Raw genomic sequence first — 24,554 nt, 5'->3', positions numbered from 1 at the left:
AAATTTTTCGTAAATTTTGTTGTGTGAAATTACAATTTCCAGGACGTTATATATTAAGAAGAAGTTAGTTAAAAAAGGAAAAATTATTAAAATGAAAAAAATCAAAAAATATGTAGATATTATCGCCGATGTTAAGAAAAAGTTAGAATTTTTTTTAATTAATAAACAAGAAATAAATAGTTCTATCAATAAAAATAAAGAATTAACCAAAGAAAATGAAAAATTATTTGACACTATTATTTATGAATTAGAACCTTTGGTTAAAAAATTTATGACAAGAATTGAAAAATTTCCAAATTTTGTTAAAAAAGAAGATCTAGAACAAGAAGGGATATTTTTTGCTATAAAATTTTTAAAAAATTTTGATGGGAATATTAATTATTTTTTTATCAATATGAAAACTTATATTATGAAACAAATATATAACTTTTTATATAACCCGATAAGCGTCCATCATAAGGTTGATAGCGAAATAATATTGCGGAATCATAAAAACGAAGTTATTAAAGACATAACTTTTTTCGCAGATTTATCGTCAGAGGATGGGCGAATCGAAGCACAACAAGATTTTTTTGATTATACTCCAACAGATCCAGCTAAATTATATAAACGATTAGTAAAATGAGAATTTGTTATTGAAAAGTTGCGAAAATTATTAACCAAATTTGAATTCGCGACTTTCGTTGTTAGATATCAAATTAGAGTCGCAGATATTAATGGTGATGAACAAATACCTGATGAACGAGAAGAAATGATAGAAAAAATGAATTTACTTTTTCCACGTTCTAAATTTGATGGTGATAAATTTACTGAATATCTTGAATCAGCTCATCGAAAAATTCGAAATCATCCTTATTTTTTAAAAATTAATTTTTTAAAATCTTTATTTAATTAATTTATTTGACCTGGTTGGATGTCCTTAAAAGCCACAATTTTTAAAAAATATCATTTATACATTTTCTTAGAATGTAATTATTAAAAGAAAAAGACCTTACGAAGAGGGTCTTTTTCAAAAAGATTTTCATTAAAATAATCTATCTCATAATTTTTAAGGTAAAAAAAAGAAGTTGATATTACCGGCCGCCATCACTTTTGTCAAAACTATACATAATAGCATAAAATATTAAATTAATCAATAAAAAAATCAAAAAGAATAAATAATAATAAAAATGATTAGACCAAAAAGTATTTTCGTGATAATAATCTTAATTTAATTATTTAAATCATCGTTTTGTTATTTTCGCATAGTATAAATATTCTAATAATTATAACTTTAATATTATTAAAATATACTAAAATTAAAAAATAAACATATATAAACAATATTTATTTAAAATATTTTAGATATTAGATTATAATTAATATAATTTTAAAATATTATATTATATCGATTAAATATTAATAAATATAAATTAAAAATAAATAAAATAAAAAAATTAAGGAGGTTCTGTATCATTTCAATAAATTCTTATTTTTTAATTATTATATTTTTTGCATTATTAATATTTAATTATTTGTTTTGTTCTAATTTAATTCATGCTCGCGGTTATTTTTATAAACAATTGGGACATGAAATAAAAATAGGTCATTCAATAGTTTTAAAAGAAGAATGGTTAAAAACTCAAAAACCAACAATAAGATATGATATTTCTGTTCCGGAGAGTAAATATATTAATAATGTACTTGAATGTTTTGATTATAAAATTGAACCTCTTAGAACATTATCTTGTTATAATGGTTTTGGCAAAAATATTTTATCTTATCATTTAAAAAATCCTCCTAATGGTTTGATCGGGGTTTATTTAAAATCTAGAAATAATATTTTTTCAGAAGAATATCTTTCAGGAGATTATTTATTTTCGTTAGAAGAAATTTTACAAAATTCTTTATCCATTTCAGAAATTTTTCTTTTTTGGAATAAAAGTATTAATTTAAAAAAAAGAGAACCAATAATACATTTTATCGAAATGGATTTTTATGAAAACGAAGAAGAAAAAATAAAATCTTTTGTAAATAATTTTTTAATGGAAAGAAAAATAATTTCTAAACCTATTTTTGTAAAATCAAATTGTTATAATATTGCTTCACAAAAGGGAATTATATCTCCTTTACCTGTTAATTCTTTTTTAGGCGATAAAAAAATTAATATTGTGTATTTTGATGAAGGAATTAGAATTTTAGAATATATTTATTCTAGCATTAATGATTTGTTAAATTTATCTAATGAAGCTAAAAATATTTATTTATTTTATTTAAAGAAAAAAATTCCTTTAGAACCTCCAGTTTATATATCTCATAGAATGGCCAAACCTGAAAGCTATATATTTTATGATTAATTTAAAAAAGATTCTTGACTTTTATTAAATTTTTTCCTGTTTTTAAAATTTAAACACTTTTAATTTTTGAATATTTTTTAAGAATAACTAAAAAGTTATTCTTTTTTAGACTAAATAATTTTATATTTTTTCTGAATAAAGAATCATTTTTTGAATATTTTTAAATTTTTTTGTGTCATTTTTAAAAGTGTTAATTCCACGAATGCGCTGTTCCATTTTTTTGGACATATTTTAATTTTAAAATTGTTCTTTAAAACTTAAAATTAAGTAGATAATTTCATATCTTTTCAAACTAACAAAGTTGTTTTTAATTAAATTAAAAAGTGTCTAAAGTTTTTTAATAATTTGCTAGTTTCAAAAGATATTTTTTTCAATATTTTACCCTTCCATATATATAGTTAGGTAAAAAAAGTTAAAAAGGTGTCTACAAAATAAAAAGAAAATAATCTTTTATATAATTTTAATATTTTTCTTAAAAAAAGGGTGCAGAAAAGTAACCTTTTTTATAAGGTTATATTATTTATGTAAATTTAACTAATAATTTATCTAAGAGTTTGAAAATATTGTAAAGGGGATAAATTATTTAATTTAGTTAAAAGCCATTTATGATTCCAAAAAGAAGGAAATTGATTAATTATTTTTGTGATTTTTGGAATTGTTTTTTGAAATAAAAAAGGATGACGATGATATAAAATACTTTTCATTTGGCCGAACAGATTTTCAATTACTGCGTTATCACGTGGAGTGGCTTTGCGGGACATGCTGATTAAAAAACCTTTTTTAGTTAGGATTTGTTGAACTTTTAGAGATTGATAAACTGAACCTTGATCAGAATGAATAATACAAGGTTTTTTTAATTTAGGTAATTTTTGGATTGTTTTTAATACTAAATCTTTATTTTGACAATTAGAAGTATGTGAAGCGATAATTTGATTATTAAAAGAATCTATAACACAAGAAAAATATAAAAAACCTTGAGGAGTTTTAAAATAAGTAATATCAGTGAATAGTTTTTGTAGGGGTCGAGATGAAATAAATTCTTGATTGATTAAGTTAGGTACTATTTTAATTTTATTTTGTAAATTATTTTTATAATGATGTTTATTTTTTTTAATTCTTAACCGACAAAAAATATTTTTTTCTTTCATAATGAGATAAACTTTTTTCTTAGTAATTGATTCATTGAAAGTTTTTTGGTATAAAACAGTAATTTTATGATGACCGAAAAAATATTCATGATTACAACATAAAGCTTCGATTCTTTTTTGTTGCAAAAGGTATTTTTCTTGTTTTAATTTTAATTGTTCTTTAATTTTTAACCAGTAATAATAAGTACTTCTTTTGATTTGGATAGTTTTTAAAATGGTAGTAAGATTTAAGTTATTTTTAAATTTTTTAACCAAATTAAAAACTATTTTTTTATCAATTTTAGTTATTTTTTCAATCATTTTTTGCAATAATTTGAATTTTTGTTTTAATTTTTTCATTATTAAACACTATTTACCTTATTTTTTTTGATTATATTAATAATTATAATTCAAAAAGGTTTTTAAATCAAAAAAATACCATTAATTTGTTTTATTTTTTAGTTTTGCGCTGATGAAATTGGTAAGGTTTGAAAAAAAAGGGGGGCAGCGTAATGGGGGGATTCTTTATTATTTTTCTTTTTATTATGTATTCTTTTTATTTTTGTTAGCGCTCCAGCGCTTATATTATTTGATTTATATTTTTATAAACAATCTTTTTCCAATGGAAAGGGTTTTAAAAAAGAGATGTTATTTATATCGATAATTAATAATGATTTAAAAAAAAGATATATCGACAATATCAAATATCGAATATCATTATCATTATCGATATAAAATATCAAATATCACTTGTTATAAAAGCTTGTTGCAAAAAGGGTTTTTGGGGGCAGTAAAGTGTCAGTAAAGTGTCAGTAAAGTGTCATAAAAGTGTCATAAAAGTGTCATAAAAGTGTCATAAAAGTGTCATAAAAGTGTCATAAAATTGTTAGTTAAATAATTTGTTTTGTTTTAGATATATATTTATATTTGGGATGTAATTTTCTGATGCGATATCCTCGTTTATCTTTGGTAATAAAGAATTTAATGTGTTTTAAATCTTCTAAGCGATAATAAATAATATTTAAACCTTTTTTATAATTGCTTTTTAAAGGTTTATCATATTTATCTTTTTTATGATTATCTAATTTAAATAATTTTAAAGTATCTAATTTATTGATATTGATTTTGCTCATTAATTCTTTTATTTGGTTTTTGGTTTCATTTTTATAATTGATTTGGAAAATATTAAATTGATGTTTAAGGGTATTATTTTGAGTTTTAAGAGGGGTTGAAGGGTTAAGTAATAATTTTGTATTGTCATCTACTTTTATGGCTTTAATTATGTCTATTTTGTATTTTTTAATTTCTTCTAAGATTTTTGGATCTATAAATAAAGTTTGATTTTTAGGGCGATAATTAGCTTCTTGGTAGGTATTTTTCTTTTTGGAATGATTAATAATGGTGAGGTTAATTAAATCTTCTTTTAAAGTTTTCAAAAAGTGTTTGATTTGTTCTAAATCAGTGGGAGTATTTTGTTTATTAATTTCACCTCCGATTCTAATTTCTTGATTGGTATTGTTTTGCATTATTTTATTTCTCCTTTTTTTAAATTAATTAATAAATTATTCGTTAATTACTTCTACTTTATCTTTGCCAAAGTAATATATAGCTAAATCTACTATTTGTTTCTTTTTGGCCGCTTCGTAAGAAATATATGGGTCTAAGAAACATTTTTGATAAGCTTGGATTCCATATTGTTTAAATAAATCATCGACATCTTTACAAGTTTGATTATAAGGTGGTAAAATGTGTCTAATTTCATAGATAATATTTTCTTTTTTTAATTGTTCACCTAATAATTCACTACGTTTTTTTCCTGTTTCGTCATTGTCTAAGGCAATAATGATTTTAATATTTTCTTTTTTAAGAATGTCTATTTGTGTTTGAGAAAATAATTGTGTGACACAAATTAATCCCACAACGTTTTTAATTCCATTTTGCCAACAACTAATGACATCAAAAAAGCCTTCATGAACAATCATAATTTTAGTTTGTTTAATGCAAGGGAATGCTTCAAAGAAACGATAACTAAAATGAAAAGTGGGGGTTTGGCTGAAATTATTAAGAGATTGATATTTGGGTTGAAAATAGCTAGTATCGCAAAAATGGTTTTGATAAAAGTGAAATGTTTTAGCATATCCATTTTCAATCGGGATAATGATAGAACCATGAAAAGTATCATGATAATATTTTTTTCCTTTGAAATTAGTTTTTTCTTTGATAAAACCATATTCTACTAATTTATCAATATTAACATTTTTCTTTTTTAAGAAATTGATTAATCTAAAAGATAATGGTTTATTTGATAATGGAGCATAACCTAATTTAAATTCTTTAATTGTTTCTAAATTTAATTGGCGCTTTTGTGTTAAATAATCTAATCCTATTTTCCTTTCATCATTTTGATTGGATGTTAACAAATAATTATAATAATCTCTTATTTGATTAAATAAGGGAGATATTTCTTTGAATAATTGTGTTTTTTTGATATTAATTTCTGTTTCATCTATTGGGTTATGGGGTTTGGGAGGATGATATTGTAATTTGAAAGGGTTGGAGGATATTGAGGTGTTAGTTTTTTCTTTATTTGTTAAGATTTCAAATTTTTGAGAATGCATAAAATTTAAAATCTTTTTGACTGCATCGTTAAAGTTTGTGATTCCACGAATTTCTTTATAAACATCAATAATGTCAAAATCGCGACAACATTTCCAACAGTGAATGTTATTGTTATCATTTATATGACAAGTTGTTGGATTTAGACCTTGATGGATGGGACAAGGAAAACGATATTTGCTGTTGAAGTTTGATGGGAGGATGTTTAATTTTTTTAATAAAACTATCATGGGGAAATTAGTTTTGATGTAGTTAATTTTTTCTTGATTATTCATTTTTTTACTCCTTAAAAATCTTCTATTTGGTAAGGTAAAACATAACCTACTTCTTGAAAAGTTTGAGTTGTCATTTTAAAATGATAGACTAAAGTTTTTTTAGTTCCGCTGCGATTTTTTTTAATATTTACTTCAATTATTTTTTGATTATCATTGTCATCAGCTTCTAAATATAGTTGATTTAAGGTTGAAGTATAGATATTTAGGGGTTTGGTGGTATTTTTTTTAATATTTGGGTTAAATTCAGACATAATTAATACTATGTCGGAATTGGTTTCAATTCCGCCAGAGCCTTTTAGTGCGGTGATTTCTGGGGATTTTCCGTTATAATTAGAATAAGTATCTCTTGAAAATTGAGATAAAATGATAATGACAATTTTTAATTCGATGGCGATTTCTTTAATTTTGGTCATGATTTCATCAATGGCTAAACGGTCATTATCCATTTTATTACTCGCTTTTGTGATTTGAAGGTGATCAATGACTACAATTTCTATTTTGGATTCTAAATGAAGACGATACAATAAATCAACAATATAATTAATATTTTTTTCTTGGTCATAACTAAAAGATAAGTTGATATTAGTAAAAAATTGTTTTGCTTGTATCATCTTTTTCGTATAGTGTTGTTGTGTGATATTATCAAAATTTTTATCTAAAATAACATCTAAAGGAATTTGAGTTTGATTAGATAATAAACGATTTAGGTTTTCTTCTGAAGTCATTTCAAAAGAAAAAACCAACATATAAGGATAATGTTGGTTTTCTTGGTATTTAGTTTTGGCTAAATCTAAAAGAAGATTATAGATAAAAGATGTTTTACCTAAACCAGTATAGCCTCCAATGGTGATGATTTGACCTTTTTTGAACCCTTTAGTGGCTTGGTTTAATCCTTTGAAAGTGTCTGATAAACGATAATATTCTTCTTGGATTTTTTGTTTGGAAATGTTGTCGGTTTCAAAGACTTCGGGATAAAGTTTTGTCATTTGGTTCAAGGTTAATAAAGTTTTATCTTTTTTGTTTGGGATAAGATTAATAAAATTTCTTAATTTATCAAAGATTTCTTGGTAGTATAAATGCTTATGATAAAGATCTTGATTATCAAAAGAAGGGTTGATTGTTTTTATTAATTGTTGAAATAAAGTTTCTTGGGTATAAGTATGTTTTAAATTTTCTAAAAGATGTTCATTATGGATATTATTATTGTTTAAAAACATCAAAGATTCATTATTAAAATTTTCTTGAGGATAATGAGTTTGAAGATAAGTTAGTAATTCTTTAATAATTGTCTCTTTGGTTTTGATTTTATCCCAAGGATGAGTTGATTTTTTTTCTAAATATAAATATTTTAAAGCGTTATATATTTTTTGGTGATTGGATTTGGTTAAATATTTAGGGTTGATTATTTGACAATAAAGTTTTAATTTGTTCCACTCCCCTTTTTCGATGTAATTAATAATTTGAATTAAGGCTTGGTGTTCGTTAGTTAACATTTTTATTTAACTCCTTCTTTTTAATTAAATTAATATTGGGAAAAGTGATGAATTCATTCATTAGTAAGGTTTTTAAGAAGAGATTAGCATTATCAGAAAATAAATTAATTACTTTATTAATTGACTGTACTTTACCGTTTTTAATTTTATTATTGAGTTTTTGAGTTTCAACTTCATCGTTTGTTAATAAATAATATTCAAAACGAGTGTCTAGTTTTTTTAGTTGTTGTGCTTCAATGATGGCTTGTTTGTATCGTTCACGAAGGCAAGTTTTGAAATTGAAGGCGATAATGCGTTTGGTTTGTGTGAATAAAACCAAGTCGAATTTGATGTCGGGGATGAAAAATAAATATGATTTAGGATATAAACATTTAATTCCTTTATGGTTTAAATAAAGCAAAATCAGGTATTCGTTAATTTTTCCGCGAATTGATTTTTGGGATTGGGAACAAAAGTTGTTGGTTTCGAAATAATGATTTAATTGAATGTGATTACTTTTCATATATTTATCAATAGTAAGATTCAAAGTTGCTTTGTTGAAAATAAGCTTTATGATTTGAACTGATTTTGAGTTGGTATTTAATTGGTTGATATTAATAAATTCTTGGTTAGTTAACATTTTTAAATTCCTTTCTAAATAAAAAAGACCCTTTTTGAGGGTCTTTGGTTTGTTTTAATAGATTTTTTTAGTACGCCAAGTAATAATTCCATCTTTATGAATTGTTTTGATTTTGCCGTTGCGAAAATAGATATATAAATTACCGTTTTGACATTTTTTCTTTATGATTTTTTTCATTTTATATCTCTTATTAATTTCATAATTTTAGTAACATTTGATTGAAGGGAATCAATACCATTTAGAATTAATTGTTTATTGTTTTGATAATGAGTTAAATAATGATAATAACCTTTATGGACAGTTTGGTGATAAGTTAAGGATTTTTGTTCGATAATATCTAATTGATGGTTTTTTTGGGTTTGTTTTCTTTCTTTACCAATAAGAGGATTAATATCTAGATAAATTAATAAATGAGGTTTAATAAATAATTTTTTATGAGTGATATCAAAAATTTCTTTTAAATCGAAACAAGATTTTGTTTGTTTAAGATAAGGAAATAATTGGTAGGCATATGTTGATGGTAACCAACGGTCTAAGATTATGAGTTGATTTTGTTTTAAATGAGGATAGATGAGTTCTTTTTGGATTTGAGCCATATTAGTGATGCTAAGATAAAAACGAGTAATGTAATCAACTTGGTTATAATTTAAAAATAAATTTCTTATTTCTGTTCCAATAGAACTACTTCCTAAACCTTGATAAATTTTATTATTTATTTTTTGTTTTTTTAGTTTTTGTTGTAATTCTTGAATTAAAGTTGTTTTGCCGCTACCATCTAGTCCTTCAAAAACTATAAGTTTCATTTTTTTCTCCTTTAATTGGGTTTTAGATAATAAAAAAAGACTCTACAAGAGAGTCTTTTAAATTGTTATTTAAAGCTTAATTCAATTCTTTTGGGTGGGGGAGTGGTGTTATAAAAATTATAAAAAATATTAGAATTACCAACACAATTATGACCATTAACAATCCAATCATCAGAGAAAAAACCTGGGACATATTGATACCAACATGTATTTCCGTTTTCATCATAAATAATTCTCGATGTTTTTCCAAATTTATTTCTTATTTCTTGAGCTGAATAAGAACATCCATATTGAATGTAACATTGCTTTAACCAATTTATATAAGCATTACGATATTGTTCGGCGAGTTTAATTTGGAGTGTATCATTACAAACTACAAAATAAATACAATCATCAGTTTCTAAAAATTGGGATATTCTTTTAATTTGAAAAGGAATATCTATTTTTTTATAAGAAGGAGAAGTTATTTCAATATCCCAATTTCGCTTTTCTGTTTCTTCTTTATATTCACTTTCTTTTATTAAAGGAGGGAAAGTATAAAGGTTGTTTTCTCTTTTCCAATCTCGGATAGTTTGATAAGGGTCTAAAGAGTCAGGGAGTTCAATAATTTTTTTTCTTTTTTGAACATTAAGGAAGAAAAGATAGATGTTTTTGGCACCATTTGAGAGTTTTGTTAAGTCTTCGATAGTATATGATTGAGATTTAATAATATCTTCTTTTATTTGATTGATGCTTTCATTAATTTCATTAATGCTTTCTTGATAGACAGTTTTGAAATGTGTATCTTCACATGAATTTTGTTTTATTATAACTTCTTGTAGAAATTCTTGTTTCCATTCTAATCGGTTTCTTAGAGATTGTATATTTCGATTTTCAGATAATAACCTTATGCCGTCATCAAAATAAATGGCATCAATTTCAAATTCAAATAAAAATTTTCCAAAAGGTAAAGGCAATACTAATCCAGTATGAGGTGTTGCGTTATAACAACCTAGTTTAATTAGTTTTGGTTCTTTAATGATGTTGTTTTTGATTAAATAATTATTAATTGCTTCTTCTTTGTTTTGGTCAGCAAACATTTCAATTATTATTAATTCTATATTTACATTTTCTTCTTGAGGTTTTTGTTTTGCGTCCCAAAAGACAAAGGCTTCTTCGATGGCTATTCCGTAATCAAGGAGTTCTTCTAAGGTGAATTCATCATCTTCATCAGGATATTTGATATTAAAAGGGTTATGTCTTGGTTTGAAATAAGCCCCAATTAAACCTGAAGGAGGGTTTTTGAGTTTAGCGTCGAAGAAAGTGTAATCATAAGGATTGTAGGAGGGAGTTGAAATATCATAAAGATAAGCTTTGATATTAAAATATTTTAAGATATCAGGGATGCTTTCTTTAGATAAAACAGGAATGTCATATCTTTTCATTTTGGGTTGAGTGGCTAACCATTCTTGTTGAAGGGTTTGGTAGTCAGATAGTTTTATTTTTGATTTAGATTGATGATGAAAATAAGGATGAGCGGAGATAGAAGGACAACAAATCAAAAATAATAATAAATAAATAATGATGAAATATTTAGATAAAGGGAATTTTGATTGATTTTGACATAATTGGTTACCTCCTTTTTTTGGTTTATTTTTGGTTTTCATCGATTTTATCCTCTGCTTTATTACTTGTTTTATCTAATTCAGCAATGTTTTTATCTAATTTATCGAAGTTTTCGAACATGGTAGCAAATCGATTATTTAATTGTTTTCTAACTTCATCTAATGTTTTTTCTAATTGGTCCAAACTTTAATGTAATTCACTAAAACTACTTGAACTCCTTTGTTTTTTTATTTAATAAAGATATTCATTTCTTATTAATATTAATAGAAATAAAAAAAGACTCTTATTTAAAGAGTCTAATTATTTTATAATTATGGTTCCAAAAAGACCTTTTCAAGGGTCTTATAAATCAAAATAAGATAATTTTTATGTTGATAATATTTTAGTTATCTTCATCATTTAAATTTTTTAAAAGGTTTTTATAAGTTTTTAATTGTTCTTTTTGATTATCAATTAATCTTTTGTGATTTTCTTTTAATTTTAAGAGATTTGTTTTGTCATCATCAGTGATACTTCCTTGTAATGCTTTATCTATGTTTGTTATTTTGGTTGCATTATAATAAATTTTTTGTTTTAAATTAATTATGTTTTCTTCAATGGTGAAGTTCTGATGAGCAGGTTGATTACTACTAGTTCCTGGAAGGTTTGGATCCATTGCCATAACTGGATTAATAGTGATTAAGATAAACAATCCTAAACAACTCATTAAAAAAAATGGTAAAAGATGTAATTTATTTTTTATTAACATTATATATTACTCCTTATTTTTATTTATTCCTCGGCCGAGGTAATGTCATAGATTTCTTTTAATCCAGAAATAATTAAATCTTTATATTGTAATTCAGCATTTTTATATCGTTTTTCTAAATCTTGTTTGGATTCTTTAGAATCCTTTAACCTACTTTTGTATAATTTTTGGTCACTTTCTAATATGCCAATTTGAACGTTGATTTTGCCGATTTCACCAACTATTTTTATTACTTCATTTTGGAGTTTTTCAATTTGTGCTCTTAATCTAATTTTATCATCAGGAGAAGCTAATTTTTCTTCTTCTTGTTTTTGTTTAATTTCTTTTTCTTTGGCATCTTTATCTTTTTCTAACTGAGTTAGCTTGCCTTTTAAGATAGTGATGTTACCTGTTGTGTTTTTTAATTGTTCTTTTATTTCTTTAATTTTTGTTTCATTTTGTTCTAACAATTCATGGATTTGTTCTTTTTGTTTTTGGGAGGATTCTTGGGCATTGTAGAGTTCTTTTAATTCATCTTCACATTTTTTTAATTCACTTTCCCAATTAGTTTTTAATCCTTTGTAATTATTTATTGTATTTTCGTATTTATCGATGGCTTTGTCGATTTTGTTGACTAATTGCCCTGCATATTTAGATGATGGTTCTGTTTTATGAAAGAAACATAAATAAATGAAACTTAAAATACCAATTATAATTAAAAAATAAGTTAAATAGCCTTTCCATGATGTTGTTGATTGTTGAGTGGGTGAAAGTTTTCTTTTAAAGAAAACAAATAGACTAAAGATGGTAGTGGCTATTAAAAACCAGGTGAAATAAGATTTAAATGATAAAAATCCTTTGATTAAGTCAAATGGTGTTAACATATATTATTCATCTCCTTTTTGGTTTTTTTCTATTTGGTCTAATATATTTATATTAGGGGAAATTATCATTTTATATGCTTGTTTTAAATCTTCTTTGTTGATTTCATTTCTTCTAGTTTCACCTTGACCTCTGTTTTTCGCAAAGATTGTTACTGTTGTTTTTAAGAGGTTTTCCAAAGTACGATTGGCTTGTTTGAATTGATGGTTTGGCGGTAATATTTCTAAAGCTTCGTTAATGACTTCATATAAGTATTGTTTGGCTTCTTCACTATAAGGGTTTTTACGTTTGTTGATTAAAAATTCTAGGAATTGTTTTCTTTCTTCTTTGTTGCCTGGTTTGACTTCGATATTGTAAGTGAATCTTGATTTGATGGCATCATCGATTTGGTTAATGTGGTTTGTAGCTCCAATGATGAAAATAGGTTTTTCAGGGTTGTTTTTAAAAGATGTCAATTCAGTTTTGAATTGATTCACAACATTGGCAATTTCTGAATCAGTTTCTAAAGTGCTTAAATCAGTAAAGATAGTTTCGCATTCATCTAAAAAGATGATTGCGCCATTGTTTTGGGCTGCTTCTTCGCGAGCTGTCATAAATAAATCTTTGACTAATTGAGGGGCGATACCTTTGTATTTTTGTGAGAATAAAGAGCTGCTTACTTCAAAGAAGGGTAAATTAGTTTCTTTGGCTAAGGATCTTGCGAGAGTGGTTTTTCCTGTTCCAGGGGCTCCATACATTAAAATACCTAGAGGAGATTCGATTTCTCCAATATTTTGGTAGTTTTCTTTGTTGTTGAGATAATCAATAAATCCATCTAATGCTTGTTTTTCTTCTTTGAAACCGATTAGTTGGTTGAATCCTGGGAATTTATTGTTGTTAGAAGGTTTAAATAATAATTCTTCTTGGTTATCGTTCGGGATTATTGTTTTTTCTTGTAATTCTGATGAAGAAAAAGTTTGAATTTTTTCTGGTGATGAATTATTTTTAGTTATTTGGTCTTCTAAATATTTTTTAGTTTCTTGGTTAGTTTTGTTTTGGGTTTCTAATCTTTTATGATGATTTAGGATTTGGGTTTGATTTTCGATTAAAGCTTGATGGTGGATCCAAACTTGAATTCCTAAAAATAAAATGATAGATGTTATAATGATTATTATTAAATTAGTTGGATTTAAATTTTTATTTTGATTTTTTTTAATATTCATTTTCATATTAATACCTTTCTGAAAAATAAAAAAAGACTAATACAAATTTTGTTTAGTCTTTTAATATTTTATTTTGCTAATTGAGCAATTTTGTTTTCGATAGTTTGATTTCCGCCTTCAAAAGATTTACCTTGGGAATCGACTAATTCGTAATCACAAATTAATTCTAATTGAGGGTTTTTGGAATTGATGATTTCTTTTTGTTCGATGCTAATTTGAATTTTAATAATTCCAATACCTTTGTCGTTTAATATCATTTGGGGACGTTTTGTGTCGTCATAATCATTGTTATTAACTTTGAGGCTTATGTTTAAATATTTTTCTGGGTTGTTAAAGGATTGGTTAGTGTTATATTGGGTTGATAATTTTAAATATAAGGGTATTGAAATATCTATTCCATTTGAGTTAAGGATTGCTTCGTGTTCGATAGTAATTAAGTGATTGTATTTTTTTTGGTTTAAGTTAGGAATTGAAATCGGCAAAAGTATTTGATTTTCGTTGTTGCCACCCGTTCGTTCAACAGTGAAAATAGGAAAATCATTTATTAAATTTATTTTTTCTTTTCTTTGTTTGTTAAAGTAATCGTTTAAAGCATAAATTGAGATAATTGAGAAAAATAGAACAATTACAAATGTTATGATAATTAATATTTTATTTTTATTTTGTGTTTTCATTATTTGTTTCCTCCTGAAAAAATTGTTTTAATTAAATCAATAAAATTATTGATTCCTGTTGTTAACCAAGGGATTTGGTTTTGGTAATAAATAACGTTGACATGTAAAATAAAATATAAAATGATAGTTAAATAAGTAATTATTTTTAATAAATTTAGTTTATTGATATTAGGAGTTGGGGGTGAAATGTGATGATTGAGTTTTTTTGTTTCTGGGATTGATATTTTTTGATTTGGGTTTTGGGTTTTGGTTAATTTTTTATTTGGTTTTTTAGTGATAATTATTTTTTTTGACATGTTTTTTCTCCTTTGTATTAATTATTTATTTCTTTGTTACTTTCTAAATTGTTTTTTTCTTAATAATTATTTTTGGTTTTTTTGGATTTTCATTTTTAGTTTCCTTTCTTTTTTTTATATTTTAAATTTACTTAATTTTTTTAAATAAGTTGTCTGTTGTAATTCTTGTTTATTGAGTTTTAATAATTCTAAATACTTTTTGCCGTCTGCAATCATTTGGTTAATAAAATTATTATCTTGATAAACCCTAACAACATGATAATTAGTGTCATTAAAATAAACAAAGAAATAAGCGAATTTAGATTGAGAACAATATAATTGACATTGAACTTGCGCCCAGTAATTAGAAGGGATTTTTTTATGTGAAAAGAAACCATTCCAAGTAGAGGAGATGTTGTTATTTTCATCTACATAAGGACATTTAATTTCTAATAAAGTGTTGGTTTGTTCGTTATAACCGTCAAGACTTGCAGAAAACATATCTAAAGTATCATCAGTAAAGATGGTATCAGGGAATTTTAGATTAGTTATTTTTTCAAAAAAAGTTCTCGCTAGGGGTTCGGTTTTGTTGCCGTGTTCGGTGAATTTATTGCTTGTAAATGTTGTTCCAAATATTTTGTCATGTATTAATTGTTCTAAACTTCTAAATTTGTCATTTCCTGTAATACTTCCTATTTCAGAGGCATTGATATATTTTTTGCGATGATTATACCACTCAGAAGTTCGTTGGTTTAAATTATTAATTTTCATTTAATTATTTTCACTTTCTAAATTATTTTTTTCTTTTGAATTGTTATTTGGGTTTGGAATAATTGAAGATGATTTATTGGGTTTGTTATCTTTTTTAGTTTCATCTGTTTTATTAATTTCTGGTAATGGAAAAAAATTAAAAAAGATTTTTTTGATAATAAACATTAAAGCAGTTGCGAATAGGGCGCCAACGATAAATCCAATGGCGAAATTAAGTTCATTCATTTTCATTTTCCTTTCCGTGAGGTTTGTTGTTGTTTTTTAATTTTAGTATTTTTTTTCTTGCTTTTTTCTCTTGCCAATGAGCAACTTTTACTTTTTGCACTTCTAATTGGGATTGGAGTTTTTCTTGGTTTTCATTTATTTTATCTAGTTTTTTTAATAACTGTTTTTCTAAATATTCTTGTTTGGCGTTTTGGATTTCTAAATTTTGGAGTTTTTTGTTGGGGAAAAAGAGGCCTAAAATCAAATCTTTGACGAAAATCAAAATATTTGCAATTAATTTAAAAATAGGTTTGAAACCAGAGACAATAAGAATAGTGAAAATCGTTGTTTGGATTCCGTCTATTCTTCGTTCAAGGATTTCGGTAGTGCTAAATCCTTTAGAGTAATTTAAGATAAAATTGCTAATTGTTGCAAATAATGAAAAAATAAACATAATTTATTCTCCTTATTTTAATTTAAGGTTTTTGACTTCATCTTTAATAGTTTTAGAAAGTTTAAAATTTACCACAGTTTTTGTAGGGATTTTGAGTTTTTTACCTGTTTGGGGGTTTCTTCCCACGCGGGCTTTTCTTGATTTTAAGATGAATTTGCCAATTGAAGGTGATAATACCACTTCTTCGTTGGATGTGATTGCTTTGATTAAAGCATTTTCGAACGAGTTGTAAAAATCTTGGGTTTGAGTAACCGAAGTTTTATGCATTACTGCGATAGTTTTGATTAATTCTTTTTTTGTCATTTTAGTGACTCCTTTTTAATTTTGGGTTGGGGGGTTATTATCTAAAAAGATAACATTGTTTAAAATAACTTTAGTATTGGTTTTGTTTTGGTTTTCGTTATTAGTGTATTTTTGAATAGATAATGTTCCTTCTATATATATTTTTGAACCTTTGTGTAAATATTTACTCATGTTTTCTGCTTGATTACGAAAGGCAACACAGTGGATGAATTGAACTTTATCTTTATTGTTGATAGCTAAGTTGAAATCAATTTTTGTGATTTGTTCATTATTAATATGAATGTATTGTGATTCTAGGGCGTTAGTGATGCGGCCGATTAATTGAACTTTATTTAACATTTTTTTATTTCTCCATTGGTTTTTTAGGTTTTAATTTTAGAATAGCTATTTTTTTGATGTTGATTATTGTTTGAAGTTTTAAATTTATTTTTAGCGCGATCTCTTGGTTGGTATGAGGTCGTTGATAAGTTTCGTTGATGTTGTCTAAAGTGATACCAAAACTTAAACAAATAATATTAAATCCTGTTTTACTTAATTTCTTTTTTAGTTTTTTTAACAAACATTCGTGATTTGTTTGTTTTAACCATAATTGATGAGGATTGGGGTTGCTGATTTTATAAGGTTGATATTTTTCTTCTTGAAAACTAATATTGTTTGGTTTAGTAGATTTTTGTGGGATTGAAGGAGAATAACTTTTTCTTATTAGTTCATTGATTTCAGATTTAATTGTTGGTTTTGCATAGGCGATAAAGTCATAACCTAAATCTTGGTAATTACTTAGGGCTTTCGTTAATCCTAAAACTCCTTCTTGATATAAATCTTGTTTTTGGAGCAATTTAGGATAATATTTAAATTTACCAACAATTTTATTTATTAATGGCAAATGAAGATCAATTAATTGATCTCTTATTTCTAAATTCTTTTTATTTTTTAAAAAATCTTTAAATAATTTTTTTCTTAACATTTAATCCCTTTCTAAAAACGTTTTTAGAAAAGATATGAAAATTAATTTTATTCTTAGAGAATAAAAAAAGACTAACTTAATAGTTAGCCTTAAAGAAATTTTAAAAAACAAAAAGTGTCTAAAGTTTTGGAATACCTCATATTATCCAAGTTATTATTTAATTTACCTAAATCGCTTTTATTCTTTTTAAATCAATATTAAAAAAATATCTTTTTTAATATTATTTTTATTTTATTTTAGTTAAAGAAGGGTGAGTTATTAAAATTTGTTTGATTTTATGTGGTAGCTTAAAAGATATTGTTAATAAATCATTGGTCGCTGATATGACAATTCCTTGTCCGAATTTATTATGTTGAACCCGGTCGCCATCTTGATAAATATTATTTTTTTTTGTTTGATATTGATTAAATTTATGATTTTTATTGGTGAAAGAATTATCAGAAAATAATTTCATTTCTTTTAAAAAACATATAGGTTCGTTAATAATATGTTTACCTTTTAAAAATCTATTTTTAACACTTGTGATATATAATAATTCTTTCGCTCTTGTAATAGCTACATAGGCGATACGTCTTTCTTCTTTTTCTACGTTCTTTTTTTTATTCTCATCTGAATTGAAAAATATATTTTGTTCCCACCCTATTGCGAAAACAATTTTAAATTCTAATCCTTTTGCTTTATGAATCGACGATAAAAGAACTTTGTTACTTTGTTCTGTTTGATTTTCATTCGAACTTAAAGATATTTTGTTTAATAATATATTTAATTTTTCCAAAAAAGAACCTGTTTTTTGTTCTTCATTTTCAATAGAGAAAATTTTTTGTAAATTATTCAATCTATCTATAATTTTATCTTTTTGAGAATTTGAATCCTTATTATTTGTTTTTTGTGATAAAAGTTCGGAGTAATTAATTTTTTCGTTTATCAACTTAATAACATTATCTAAATTACATTGATTTTCATCAGAAAAAATTTTTTGTAAATCATAAAATAAATTTAAAAAATTATTAATTTTAGGTTTGATATTATCATCATCTGATAAATTTTGCATAGCTTGAAACAATGAAATATTTTTTTCATTAGCCATTTGTTCTAATTTATTTATTGTTTTTATTCCTATTTTACGAGATGGAACGTTGATAATTCTTTTTAAATCAATGTCATTATTCGGATCCATTAAAACTTTTAAATAAGAAACAAAATCTTTTACTACTGTTTGTTGATATAAAGAAGTTACGTTTTGAGCTATGTAAGGAATATTTTTTGTTATAAAAATATTTTCAATATGTTTATATAATTGGTTCATTCTATATAAAATAATTATATCGTGATAATTGTAATGATGTTTAGATATTAATTTTTTAATTGTTTCAGAAATAAATTCAGCTTCTTGATTTTCATTTATAAAATGTTTATAAATAACTGGTTCCCCTATAAAAGAATTGTTTTTTAAAACATTTTGGAAACTTTTATCTTTAGGATTGTGGTTATTTTGAATTAAAAGATTAGCTTTATCTAAAATATTTTGAGTAGAACGATAATTAAAATTTAAATTTATTTTATGAGCTTTAAAATCTCTAATAAATAATTCATTGCATAAAATATTAGCTCCTCTAAAACTATATATATTTTGATTTGGGTCTCCGACTACAAAAATAAAATTATTTTTTCCTATTAATTTTATTATATTATATTGGATCAAATCAATATCTTGAAACTCATCTATTAGAATATATTTAAATTTTTCATTATAAAAGGAAGTAATTGATTTATCTTTTTGTAACAATTGGTAACTATAAATCAACAAATCATTAAAATCTAATAAATTATTTTTTTTCAAAAACTCTTTATATAAATTAAAAATTTGTTTTTCTTCAGAAGATAAATTATCATAAGTATAATCATCATAAGGAGTAAACCATTCCTCGTTTTGCATTTTTTGTTCTAATTCATTTAAAATTTTCTTTTTAACTTCATTATTTTTTATTTTAGCAAAATTTTTTTTCAGACGACTATATTTAAAACGTTCTTTATCTAAATTTAATTTTTTAATTATATCTTTAATAACGCTTTGACTTTTACTTTCGTCAGCGATATAAAGATTATTTCCTAAATCTAAATTTAATTTAGAAATATTTTTTCTTAAAATTTGATATCCTAATGAATGAAAAGTTGAAATGGTCAAGTTATCAAAATTTTTTGGATCAACATTTTTTTTTAAACGTTCTTTCATTTCTTGAGCAGCATTATTTGTAAAAGTGATTGCTAAAATATTTTCAGCTTTTATATTCAAATCATTTATCAAATAAAGAATTCTTCTTGTGAGGGTGGTTGTTTTTCCAGTTCCAGCACCAGCATGTAAATAAATAGCTTTTTCTTTAGAAAAAACAGCTTCTAATTGATTTTGATTTAAATTTTGTGACTTAGTTTCATTCATATTTGTTAGAATTCCTGTAAAAATTTATTAATATTAATATTTTATTATTATATTTTTTAAAAAAATATCAAAACTTTTTATTTAATTTTGGATATTTCCGAAGCAACTTGAGTAAAAAATAAAAAATCATCTATATTTAAAGAACTTTTGCCTGCTAAAACACCATCTATTTCTTTTTGTTTTAAAAAATCTTCAATATTTGATTTATTAGTAGAACCGCCATAAATAATTCTTATTTTTTTAGATGCCTCTTTCGAAAATAAAGAAGATATTTTTTCACGAATTTTTGAAATAATTTCATTAGCTTTTATAGGGTTCATACTTTCTCCTGTTCCTATAGAATTAGAAGGCTCATAAGCTAATATAATTTTATCTATTTTATTTTCTGTAACATCGAAAAAGATTTTTTCTAATTGAGAATATAATAAATTTTCATCATTTTTTTCTTCATTAGAATTGACATTTGTTCCTATACATACAATAGAATAAATATCTAATTTTAAAAGTTCTTTTAATTTTAAATTAACTATTTCGTCAGTTTCATTAAAAAGAGTTCTTCTATCGTAGTGTCCTACTAAAGCGTATTTAATACCTAAAAAATGTATACTTAAAGGAGAATTTTCTCCTGTATAAGAACCTGAATTTTTATAAAAAACATTTTGAGCGCCGATTCTTAAATTTTTGCCTTCTATTTGGGATAAAACATCTAACAAAATTGTTTGAGGGAAGATTATTGTTTCTACTTTTTTTCTATCAGGGACTTTATTGTTTATTTGGTATACAAAATTTAAAGCTTCATCTTTGCATTTGTTCATTTTCCAATTGCCCGCGATAATTATTTTTTTCATTTAAATTTTTTCCTTTATTTCCATTTACTCATAAAAAGAAGATAGAACTTTTAATATTTTAACTGTTTCAGGTTTATCATTTAATAAATAATATTTTTTGTCTGTAGATAAATAAAAAGCATCCCCTTTTTTCAAAAAATATTGTATTTTATTCAAAATTAAAAGCACTTCCCCTTCCAAAACAAAACCAAATATATCTTCTTTGGGTTTATTATTCATAGTTGTTTGTCCTTGATATTCTATTTCTATAATAATTGGTTCAATATTATATTTGGTTATCGAAGGGAAAAGATGAAAAGTGGTATTTTTTAATTTAGGATTTTTTTCTACAAAAAAATCATTTTTTTTATGAATCAATTCTATATTTTTTTTTTGTTTAAAAAATTCTGCTGCTGTCATTTTAAAAATTTTTAATAAAGCGAATAAAATTTTTAAAGAAGGAGAAATTAAATTATTTTCAATTTGTGAAATATATCCGTTAGTTACATTAATTTTTTCTGCTAATTGTTTTTGAGTTAATTTTTTACTTATTCTGAGTTTTCTGATTTGCGAACCTATATTCACTAATATTTGTTTCCTTATTTGAACTTTTAATTTCGATTAATAATAATTAAAAACAACCCTCCCTAAATATATAATTAATTATTTATTTTACTTAAATATTATATATCAACATTAGGATAGATTAATTTCTTTTATAATTTATTTATTTTATTTTTCTATTTTTATTATTGATAAATAGATAATCACCAAAATAAATCGAATTCTTTATATATAAATAATTTGTTTTGGATTTCATTTTTTTCTTTTTTCATTTTGCGATAATCATTTTGTTTTAGTTCTAATTTATTTGTTATATGTTTAAGAAAAGAAATTATTTTTAATTTCCATAATAAAAATATTTTTTGCAAATTAATTAATAAAAATTTTCTTTTAGTTTGATTTATTTTTTTTTCTTTTTGTTTTAAAATCTTTTTTTTATCTTTTATATATTTTTTGTTTATTTGTTTATTTGTCGCTTGTATTTTTTTATTTTTATTTAATAAATTTTTTTTTATTAAACTGTATTTTTCTTTTATAATAGTGGTTTTTTTTAGTAAAATTTTTTTTTGATTATTTATTTCTTGTTTTAAATTTTCTTTTTTATTTAAATATTCTGTTTTAATCTCTTTTATTTCTTTTTTTTGTTCTTTATTTAAATTTATTAAAGCATCTTTAAAATTTTTTTTTATCAAATTATATTTTATCGCTCTTTCGTTTGATTGAATTTCGAAAGTTTTTTTATAAAAAATAATTTTATTATTTAATTTATTTTTTTGCTTTAATTGTTTTTGTTTTAGATGATTTAAATTTGATAAATTAATATCTTCCAAAATATTTAAAAAACGATCAGATAGATATTTTATTTTTTTTTGATTATTTGTTAAAAAATTTTTTTTATCGGATTCTATATTTTGTTTCCGAATATTTATTTTATCCAATATAAAAATATATTTTTTATCTGAAATATTACTCAAATATATTAAATTATTATAAAATTTTTTACAATAATAATCTTCGTTTTTTTTAAAAAGTTGTAATAAATTGTTTAATAATGAATTTTTATATTTTGTATTTTTTTGTAAATTTAAAAATATTTTTTTTTGATAATAATTTTTTTTTATTATTTCATTATTATGTTTTTTTTTTGATTTTTTAATTATTTTTTCTTGATTGATTTTTTGTTTATTTTTTATTTTTTCTAAATGAGATAATTTTTTTTTAAAAGTTGAACAAAAATGTTCATAATTTTTTATTTGATATTCTAAATAATTATAATTTTTATTTTTATTTTGTCTATATGAGCGAATATACTGATGGATATAAAAAATATTTTTTTCAGTATATTCGATTATATATTTTAAACAAGTTATTTTATTGTTTAATTTCGATTGTTCTATTTCATTTATTTTTTCTTGAGCGTAACAATAATAATCAAATTGTTTATTTTGAATATTATTTATTAATAATTCGCATAAATTTTTTATATTAAGGAATATTTCTTTTTTTTGGTCAGGGGTCATTTGATTTAAATTTTTTTTGTAATCATCAATTAATTCTTTTATTTTTTGAAATAATTCATTTTTTTCTTTATTTTTTTTTTTTAAATCGATAATCAAATTGTTAATAAATTCGGTTTTTATTTTTTCATTTATTATATTTTTTTCTGTATTATGTTTTAATTGAAATAATAATTTTTTTGTTCTTTTTTCAAAAATTTCTTTTTTTATTTCATAATTTATTTCTTGGTTTAATTTTTGTTTGTTTTGAAAACGAACCAAATTATTTAATTCTATATCAGAATTTTTAATTTGTTCGAAATGTTCGATAGTTTTTTGTAAATATTTATAATTTAATTTAATTAATTCTGCTTTTAATTGGCTTTCTAATAAATATTTTTTTTTGTTTTGTATAAAATCTAATTGTGTTTTTTTTTCATTATATTCCAATTCATTTAAATAAAAATTAATTTGGTATTCTTGTTGAAAATAAAAATTTTTTAATTCGTTTATTTCTTCTTCTTCTTTGATATCTATATATGATAATTGATATTCTTTATTTGATTTCATTAAATCAAAATCTTTATTTATCAAATTAACTTCTCGAAGAAAAGAATTATCGATTATTTTGATTTCTTGTTTTTTTAATAAATTAAACTTTTCGATTTCTAAATTGTTTTTAATATTTTGATTTTTTTTTTCGATGTTGATAATATTTATTTGTTTACGATGACAATATTTTAAAAATATATAATTTTTATGCCATAAATATAAATTTCGCAAACATTTAAATTTATTTTTTTTATTTTTTTGTGTTAAAAAATAAAATTGTTGATATTGGTTTGGAATTTTATTTGTTAATATAAAAAACATTTGAATTTTTTTTTCTTTGAATAATTGTTTTTGTTCTTCTTTGTTTTGGTTTGTTATTTTATATAATTCTTCTTGAATTTTATTTAAAATTTTATTATTATTTTCGAATTGGTCATTCAAATTTAAATTATAATCTTCCATTTTTTGCAAATATTTATTTTGAATTATTTCAACTTTTTGTAATTTTTTTATAATAGAATCGTATTCTTTATTCATTTTTAAATTATTATTTATTTGTTCGCTTTGAAGTAATTTCATTTTTTTATCAAAAATAATTTGTTTTTCTTTTATTATTTCCTTAATTTGTATATGAAGATTTTGTTTTTTTTGAAAATAATTATTTTTTTGTTCTAAGAAATCTTTTTTTAGAATTTCTTTTTTTAAATTTTTTTCTTTTTTTGAATCTAAAATTTTGTTTAGATTAATTTCTTTTTTGGTTTGAATTTTTTTAATTTTATTTTGCAATTCATAATAGATATTCTTTTTTTCAAATTCTTTTTTTTGAATTTTTTTTTTAGTATTATTGATTAAAGCGTCATAATCCTCTAAATATATTGAAGAATTATTTTGGATATTTGTTTTTTTATTTGTTATAAGAGACATATTATAATTATGTTTTATATTTTCCTGATATAACGCGAAATCAAAATTTTGATTTATTTTTTTTTGTTCTAATGAAATTATATTTTCAAAATTATAAGTAATAAATTTTTGTTCTATTTCGTTAAAAAAATCATTTTTTTGAAGAATTAAATTTATTTGATTAATTTTTGATAATAAATCATTTTGTTTAAAATTTAAATCAGGTTCTTTTATTCGGTTGTTATTTTTATATGACAAATCCATTTAATCCAAATCAACTTTCGTTAATATATTTTATAATTTATTAAGTTTATAATCTATTAATAATATTATAATATATAATATATTTATAATATTAATTCATTTTTATATATTATAGCATACTAAAAATTTTAATTAAAATATAAAAAATGTGGCAATTCGTTTATTAAAAAAAGGATAAAAA

At 22.9% G+C, this 24,554-nt stretch carries 25 protein-coding genes and 1 pseudogene; 3 read left to right on the top strand and 23 right to left on the bottom strand.

Annotated elements, in window-relative coordinates:
- The first annotated feature begins 91 nt into the window (after positions 1 to 91).
- The 3 genes from LFWB_RS02265 to LFWB_RS02255 all read left to right on the top strand — a co-directional run bounded on the left by LFWB_RS02265 (position 92) and on the right by LFWB_RS02255 (position 2,336).
- Positions 92 to 625 (top strand): hypothetical protein, encoded by a 534-nt coding sequence (locus LFWB_RS02265; RefSeq protein WP_210954514.1) that lies wholly within the window; start codon positions 92 to 94, stop codon positions 623 to 625.
- Positions 626 to 643: 18 nt separating this feature from the next.
- Positions 644 to 895 (top strand): hypothetical protein, encoded by a 252-nt coding sequence (locus LFWB_RS02260; protein WP_210954513.1) that lies wholly within the window; start codon positions 644 to 646, stop codon positions 893 to 895.
- Between the two features lie 619 nt (positions 896 to 1,514).
- A complete protein-coding gene (locus tag LFWB_RS02255) occupies positions 1,515 to 2,336 on the top strand; it encodes a hypothetical protein (RefSeq protein WP_210954512.1) in 822 nt (273 codons plus the stop codon).
- Positions 2,337 to 2,878: 542 nt separating this feature from the next.
- On the opposite strand, the gene LFWB_RS02250 is transcribed toward LFWB_RS02255, so the two are convergent.
- The 23 genes and pseudogenes from LFWB_RS02250 to LFWB_RS02140 all read right to left on the bottom strand — a co-directional run bounded on the left by LFWB_RS02250 (position 2,879) and on the right by LFWB_RS02140 (position 24,373).
- Positions 2,879 to 3,823, bottom strand: a complete 945-nt coding sequence (locus LFWB_RS02250; RefSeq protein ID WP_210954511.1) for an IS3 family transposase — start codon at positions 3,821 to 3,823, stop codon at positions 2,879 to 2,881.
- 530 nt (positions 3,824 to 4,353) lie between these two features.
- The gene (locus LFWB_RS02245; protein ID WP_210954510.1) at positions 4,354 to 4,989 is read right to left on the bottom strand and encodes a phase variable surface lipoprotein; all 636 of its coding nucleotides are present in this window, start codon (positions 4,987 to 4,989) and stop codon (positions 4,354 to 4,356) included.
- A 36-nt stretch (positions 4,990 to 5,025) separates the two neighbouring features.
- Positions 5,026 to 6,354, bottom strand: a complete 1,329-nt coding sequence (locus LFWB_RS02240; protein ID WP_210954509.1) for a toprim domain-containing protein — start codon at positions 6,352 to 6,354, stop codon at positions 5,026 to 5,028.
- An 11-nt stretch (positions 6,355 to 6,365) separates the two neighbouring features.
- Positions 6,366 to 7,847, bottom strand: coding sequence for a replicative DNA helicase (locus tag LFWB_RS02235; RefSeq protein ID WP_210954508.1), 1,482 nt, complete (start codon positions 7,845 to 7,847; stop codon positions 6,366 to 6,368).
- Positions 7,837 to 8,466, bottom strand: a complete 630-nt coding sequence (locus LFWB_RS02230) for a hypothetical protein (RefSeq protein WP_210954507.1) — start codon at positions 8,464 to 8,466, stop codon at positions 7,837 to 7,839. Before LFWB_RS02230 ends, LFWB_RS02235 begins: the two co-directional genes overlap by 11 nt.
- A 173-nt stretch (positions 8,467 to 8,639) precedes the next feature.
- A pseudogene (gene tmk / locus LFWB_RS02225) lies at positions 8,640 to 9,287 on the bottom strand (dTMP kinase); the annotation flags it as partial.
- Positions 9,288 to 9,334: 47 nt separating this feature from the next.
- Positions 9,335 to 10,915 (bottom strand): hypothetical protein, encoded by a 1,581-nt coding sequence (locus LFWB_RS02220; RefSeq protein ID WP_246454204.1) that lies wholly within the window; start codon positions 10,913 to 10,915, stop codon positions 9,335 to 9,337.
- Positions 10,899 to 11,057 carry a hypothetical protein gene (locus tag LFWB_RS02215; protein WP_210954505.1) on the bottom strand — a complete coding sequence of 53 codons (159 nt, stop codon included), beginning with the start codon at positions 11,055 to 11,057 and terminating at the stop codon, positions 10,899 to 10,901. The genes LFWB_RS02220 and LFWB_RS02215 overlap by 17 nt, the downstream gene beginning before the upstream one ends.
- 199 nt (positions 11,058 to 11,256) lie before the next feature.
- Positions 11,257 to 11,622 carry an SVM family protein gene (locus LFWB_RS02210; RefSeq protein ID WP_210954504.1) on the bottom strand — a complete coding sequence of 122 codons (366 nt, stop codon included), beginning with the start codon at positions 11,620 to 11,622 and terminating at the stop codon, positions 11,257 to 11,259.
- 23 nt (positions 11,623 to 11,645) lie between these two features.
- Entirely contained in the window at positions 11,646 to 12,485 is an 840-nt protein-coding gene (locus tag LFWB_RS02205; protein WP_210954503.1) for a DNA double-strand break repair rad50 ATPase, read from the bottom strand.
- Positions 12,486 to 12,488: 3 nt separating this feature from the next.
- Positions 12,489 to 13,685, bottom strand: coding sequence for an AAA family ATPase (locus LFWB_RS02200; RefSeq protein WP_210954909.1), 1,197 nt, complete (start codon positions 13,683 to 13,685; stop codon positions 12,489 to 12,491).
- Between the two features lie 68 nt (positions 13,686 to 13,753).
- Positions 13,754 to 14,359: a hypothetical protein gene (locus LFWB_RS02195; protein ID WP_210954502.1), complete on the bottom strand. Its 606-nt coding sequence runs from the start codon at positions 14,357 to 14,359 to the stop codon at positions 13,754 to 13,756.
- Complete coding sequence (locus tag LFWB_RS02190; protein ID WP_210954487.1) at positions 14,359 to 14,655, bottom strand: hypothetical protein; 297 nt, start codon at positions 14,653 to 14,655, stop codon at positions 14,359 to 14,361. Before LFWB_RS02190 ends, LFWB_RS02195 begins: the two co-directional genes overlap by 1 nt.
- 114 nt (positions 14,656 to 14,769) lie before the next feature.
- Positions 14,770 to 15,405, bottom strand: a complete 636-nt coding sequence (locus LFWB_RS02185; RefSeq protein ID WP_210954501.1) for a YqaJ viral recombinase family nuclease — start codon at positions 15,403 to 15,405, stop codon at positions 14,770 to 14,772.
- On the bottom strand, positions 15,406 to 15,630 hold the full coding sequence (locus LFWB_RS02180; RefSeq protein ID WP_210954908.1) for a hypothetical protein: 225 nt from the start codon (positions 15,628 to 15,630) through the stop codon (positions 15,406 to 15,408).
- The gene (locus tag LFWB_RS02175; RefSeq protein WP_210954485.1) at positions 15,623 to 16,063 is read right to left on the bottom strand and encodes a hypothetical protein; all 441 of its coding nucleotides are present in this window, start codon (positions 16,061 to 16,063) and stop codon (positions 15,623 to 15,625) included. The genes LFWB_RS02180 and LFWB_RS02175 overlap by 8 nt, the downstream gene beginning before the upstream one ends.
- 12 nt (positions 16,064 to 16,075) lie before the next feature.
- Entirely contained in the window at positions 16,076 to 16,366 is a 291-nt protein-coding gene (locus tag LFWB_RS02170) for an HU family DNA-binding protein (RefSeq protein WP_210954484.1), read from the bottom strand.
- Between the two features lie 15 nt (positions 16,367 to 16,381).
- Positions 16,382 to 16,705, bottom strand: a complete 324-nt coding sequence (locus LFWB_RS02165) for a single-stranded DNA-binding protein (protein ID WP_210954483.1) — start codon at positions 16,703 to 16,705, stop codon at positions 16,382 to 16,384.
- A gap of 4 nt (positions 16,706 to 16,709) precedes the next feature.
- On the bottom strand, positions 16,710 to 17,330 hold the full coding sequence (locus LFWB_RS02160) for a sigma-70 family RNA polymerase sigma factor (RefSeq protein ID WP_210954482.1): 621 nt from the start codon (positions 17,328 to 17,330) through the stop codon (positions 16,710 to 16,712).
- A gap of 226 nt (positions 17,331 to 17,556) precedes the next feature.
- On the bottom strand, positions 17,557 to 19,767 hold the full coding sequence (locus tag LFWB_RS02155; RefSeq protein WP_210954500.1) for an ATP-dependent helicase: 2,211 nt from the start codon (positions 19,765 to 19,767) through the stop codon (positions 17,557 to 17,559).
- 77 nt (positions 19,768 to 19,844) lie between these two features.
- On the bottom strand, positions 19,845 to 20,615 hold the full coding sequence (tpiA, locus tag LFWB_RS02150) for a triose-phosphate isomerase (protein ID WP_210954499.1): 771 nt from the start codon (positions 20,613 to 20,615) through the stop codon (positions 19,845 to 19,847).
- Between the two features lie 24 nt (positions 20,616 to 20,639).
- On the bottom strand, positions 20,640 to 21,179 hold the full coding sequence (locus LFWB_RS02145) for a helix-turn-helix domain-containing protein (RefSeq protein ID WP_210954498.1): 540 nt from the start codon (positions 21,177 to 21,179) through the stop codon (positions 20,640 to 20,642).
- A 182-nt stretch (positions 21,180 to 21,361) separates the two neighbouring features.
- The gene (locus tag LFWB_RS02140; RefSeq protein WP_210954497.1) at positions 21,362 to 24,373 is read right to left on the bottom strand and encodes a hypothetical protein; all 3,012 of its coding nucleotides are present in this window, start codon (positions 24,371 to 24,373) and stop codon (positions 21,362 to 21,364) included.
- Between the last annotated feature and the right edge of the window lie 181 nt (positions 24,374 to 24,554).

This window comes from Candidatus Phytoplasma luffae (assembly GCF_018024475.1).
Taxonomy (GTDB): domain Bacteria; phylum Bacillota_I; class Bacilli_A; order Acholeplasmatales; family Acholeplasmataceae; genus Phytoplasma; species Phytoplasma luffae.
This window is presented reverse-complemented; position numbering and strand designations above follow the sequence as displayed.

Coding starts and splice junctions, on each gene's coding strand:
- LFWB_RS02265 (WP_210954514.1), top strand. CDS start 92: ATGAAAAAAATCAAAAAATATGTAGATATTATCGCCGATGTTAAGAAA.
- LFWB_RS02155 (WP_210954500.1), bottom strand. CDS start 19,767: ATGAATGAAACTAAGTCACAAAATTTAAATCAAAATCAATTAGAAGCT.
- LFWB_RS02240 (WP_210954509.1), bottom strand. CDS start 6,354: ATGAATAATCAAGAAAAAATTAACTACATCAAAACTAATTTCCCCATG.
- LFWB_RS02205 (WP_210954503.1), bottom strand. CDS start 12,485: ATGTTAACACCATTTGACTTAATCAAAGGATTTTTATCATTTAAATCT.
- LFWB_RS02160 (WP_210954482.1), bottom strand. CDS start 17,330: ATGTTAAGAAAAAAATTATTTAAAGATTTTTTAAAAAATAAAAAGAAT.
- LFWB_RS02200 (WP_210954909.1), bottom strand. CDS start 13,685: ATGAATATTAAAAAAAATCAAAATAAAAATTTAAATCCAACTAATTTA.
- LFWB_RS02180 (WP_210954908.1), bottom strand. CDS start 15,630: ATGAATGAACTTAATTTCGCCATTGGATTTATCGTTGGCGCCCTATTC.
- LFWB_RS02210 (WP_210954504.1), bottom strand. CDS start 11,622: ATGTTAATAAAAAATAAATTACATCTTTTACCATTTTTTTTAATGAGT.
- tpiA (WP_210954499.1), bottom strand. CDS start 20,615: ATGAAAAAAATAATTATCGCGGGCAATTGGAAAATGAACAAATGCAAA.
- LFWB_RS02175 (WP_210954485.1), bottom strand. CDS start 16,063: ATGTTTATTTTTTCATTATTTGCAACAATTAGCAATTTTATCTTAAAT.
- LFWB_RS02140 (WP_210954497.1), bottom strand. CDS start 24,373: ATGGATTTGTCATATAAAAATAACAACCGAATAAAAGAACCTGATTTA.
- LFWB_RS02220 (WP_246454204.1), bottom strand. CDS start 10,915: ATGAAAACCAAAAATAAACCAAAAAAAGGAGGTAACCAATTATGTCAA.
- LFWB_RS02245 (WP_210954510.1), bottom strand. CDS start 4,989: ATGCAAAACAATACCAATCAAGAAATTAGAATCGGAGGTGAAATTAAT.
- LFWB_RS02185 (WP_210954501.1), bottom strand. CDS start 15,405: ATGAAAATTAATAATTTAAACCAACGAACTTCTGAGTGGTATAATCAT.
- LFWB_RS02195 (WP_210954502.1), bottom strand. CDS start 14,359: ATGAAAACACAAAATAAAAATAAAATATTAATTATCATAACATTTGTA.
- LFWB_RS02250 (WP_210954511.1), bottom strand. CDS start 3,823: ATGAAAAAATTAAAACAAAAATTCAAATTATTGCAAAAAATGATTGAA.
- LFWB_RS02170 (WP_210954484.1), bottom strand. CDS start 16,366: ATGACAAAAAAAGAATTAATCAAAACTATCGCAGTAATGCATAAAACT.
- LFWB_RS02165 (WP_210954483.1), bottom strand. CDS start 16,705: ATGTTAAATAAAGTTCAATTAATCGGCCGCATCACTAACGCCCTAGAA.
- LFWB_RS02230 (WP_210954507.1), bottom strand. CDS start 8,466: ATGTTAACTAACCAAGAATTTATTAATATCAACCAATTAAATACCAAC.
- LFWB_RS02235 (WP_210954508.1), bottom strand. CDS start 7,847: ATGTTAACTAACGAACACCAAGCCTTAATTCAAATTATTAATTACATC.
- LFWB_RS02190 (WP_210954487.1), bottom strand. CDS start 14,655: ATGTCAAAAAAAATAATTATCACTAAAAAACCAAATAAAAAATTAACC.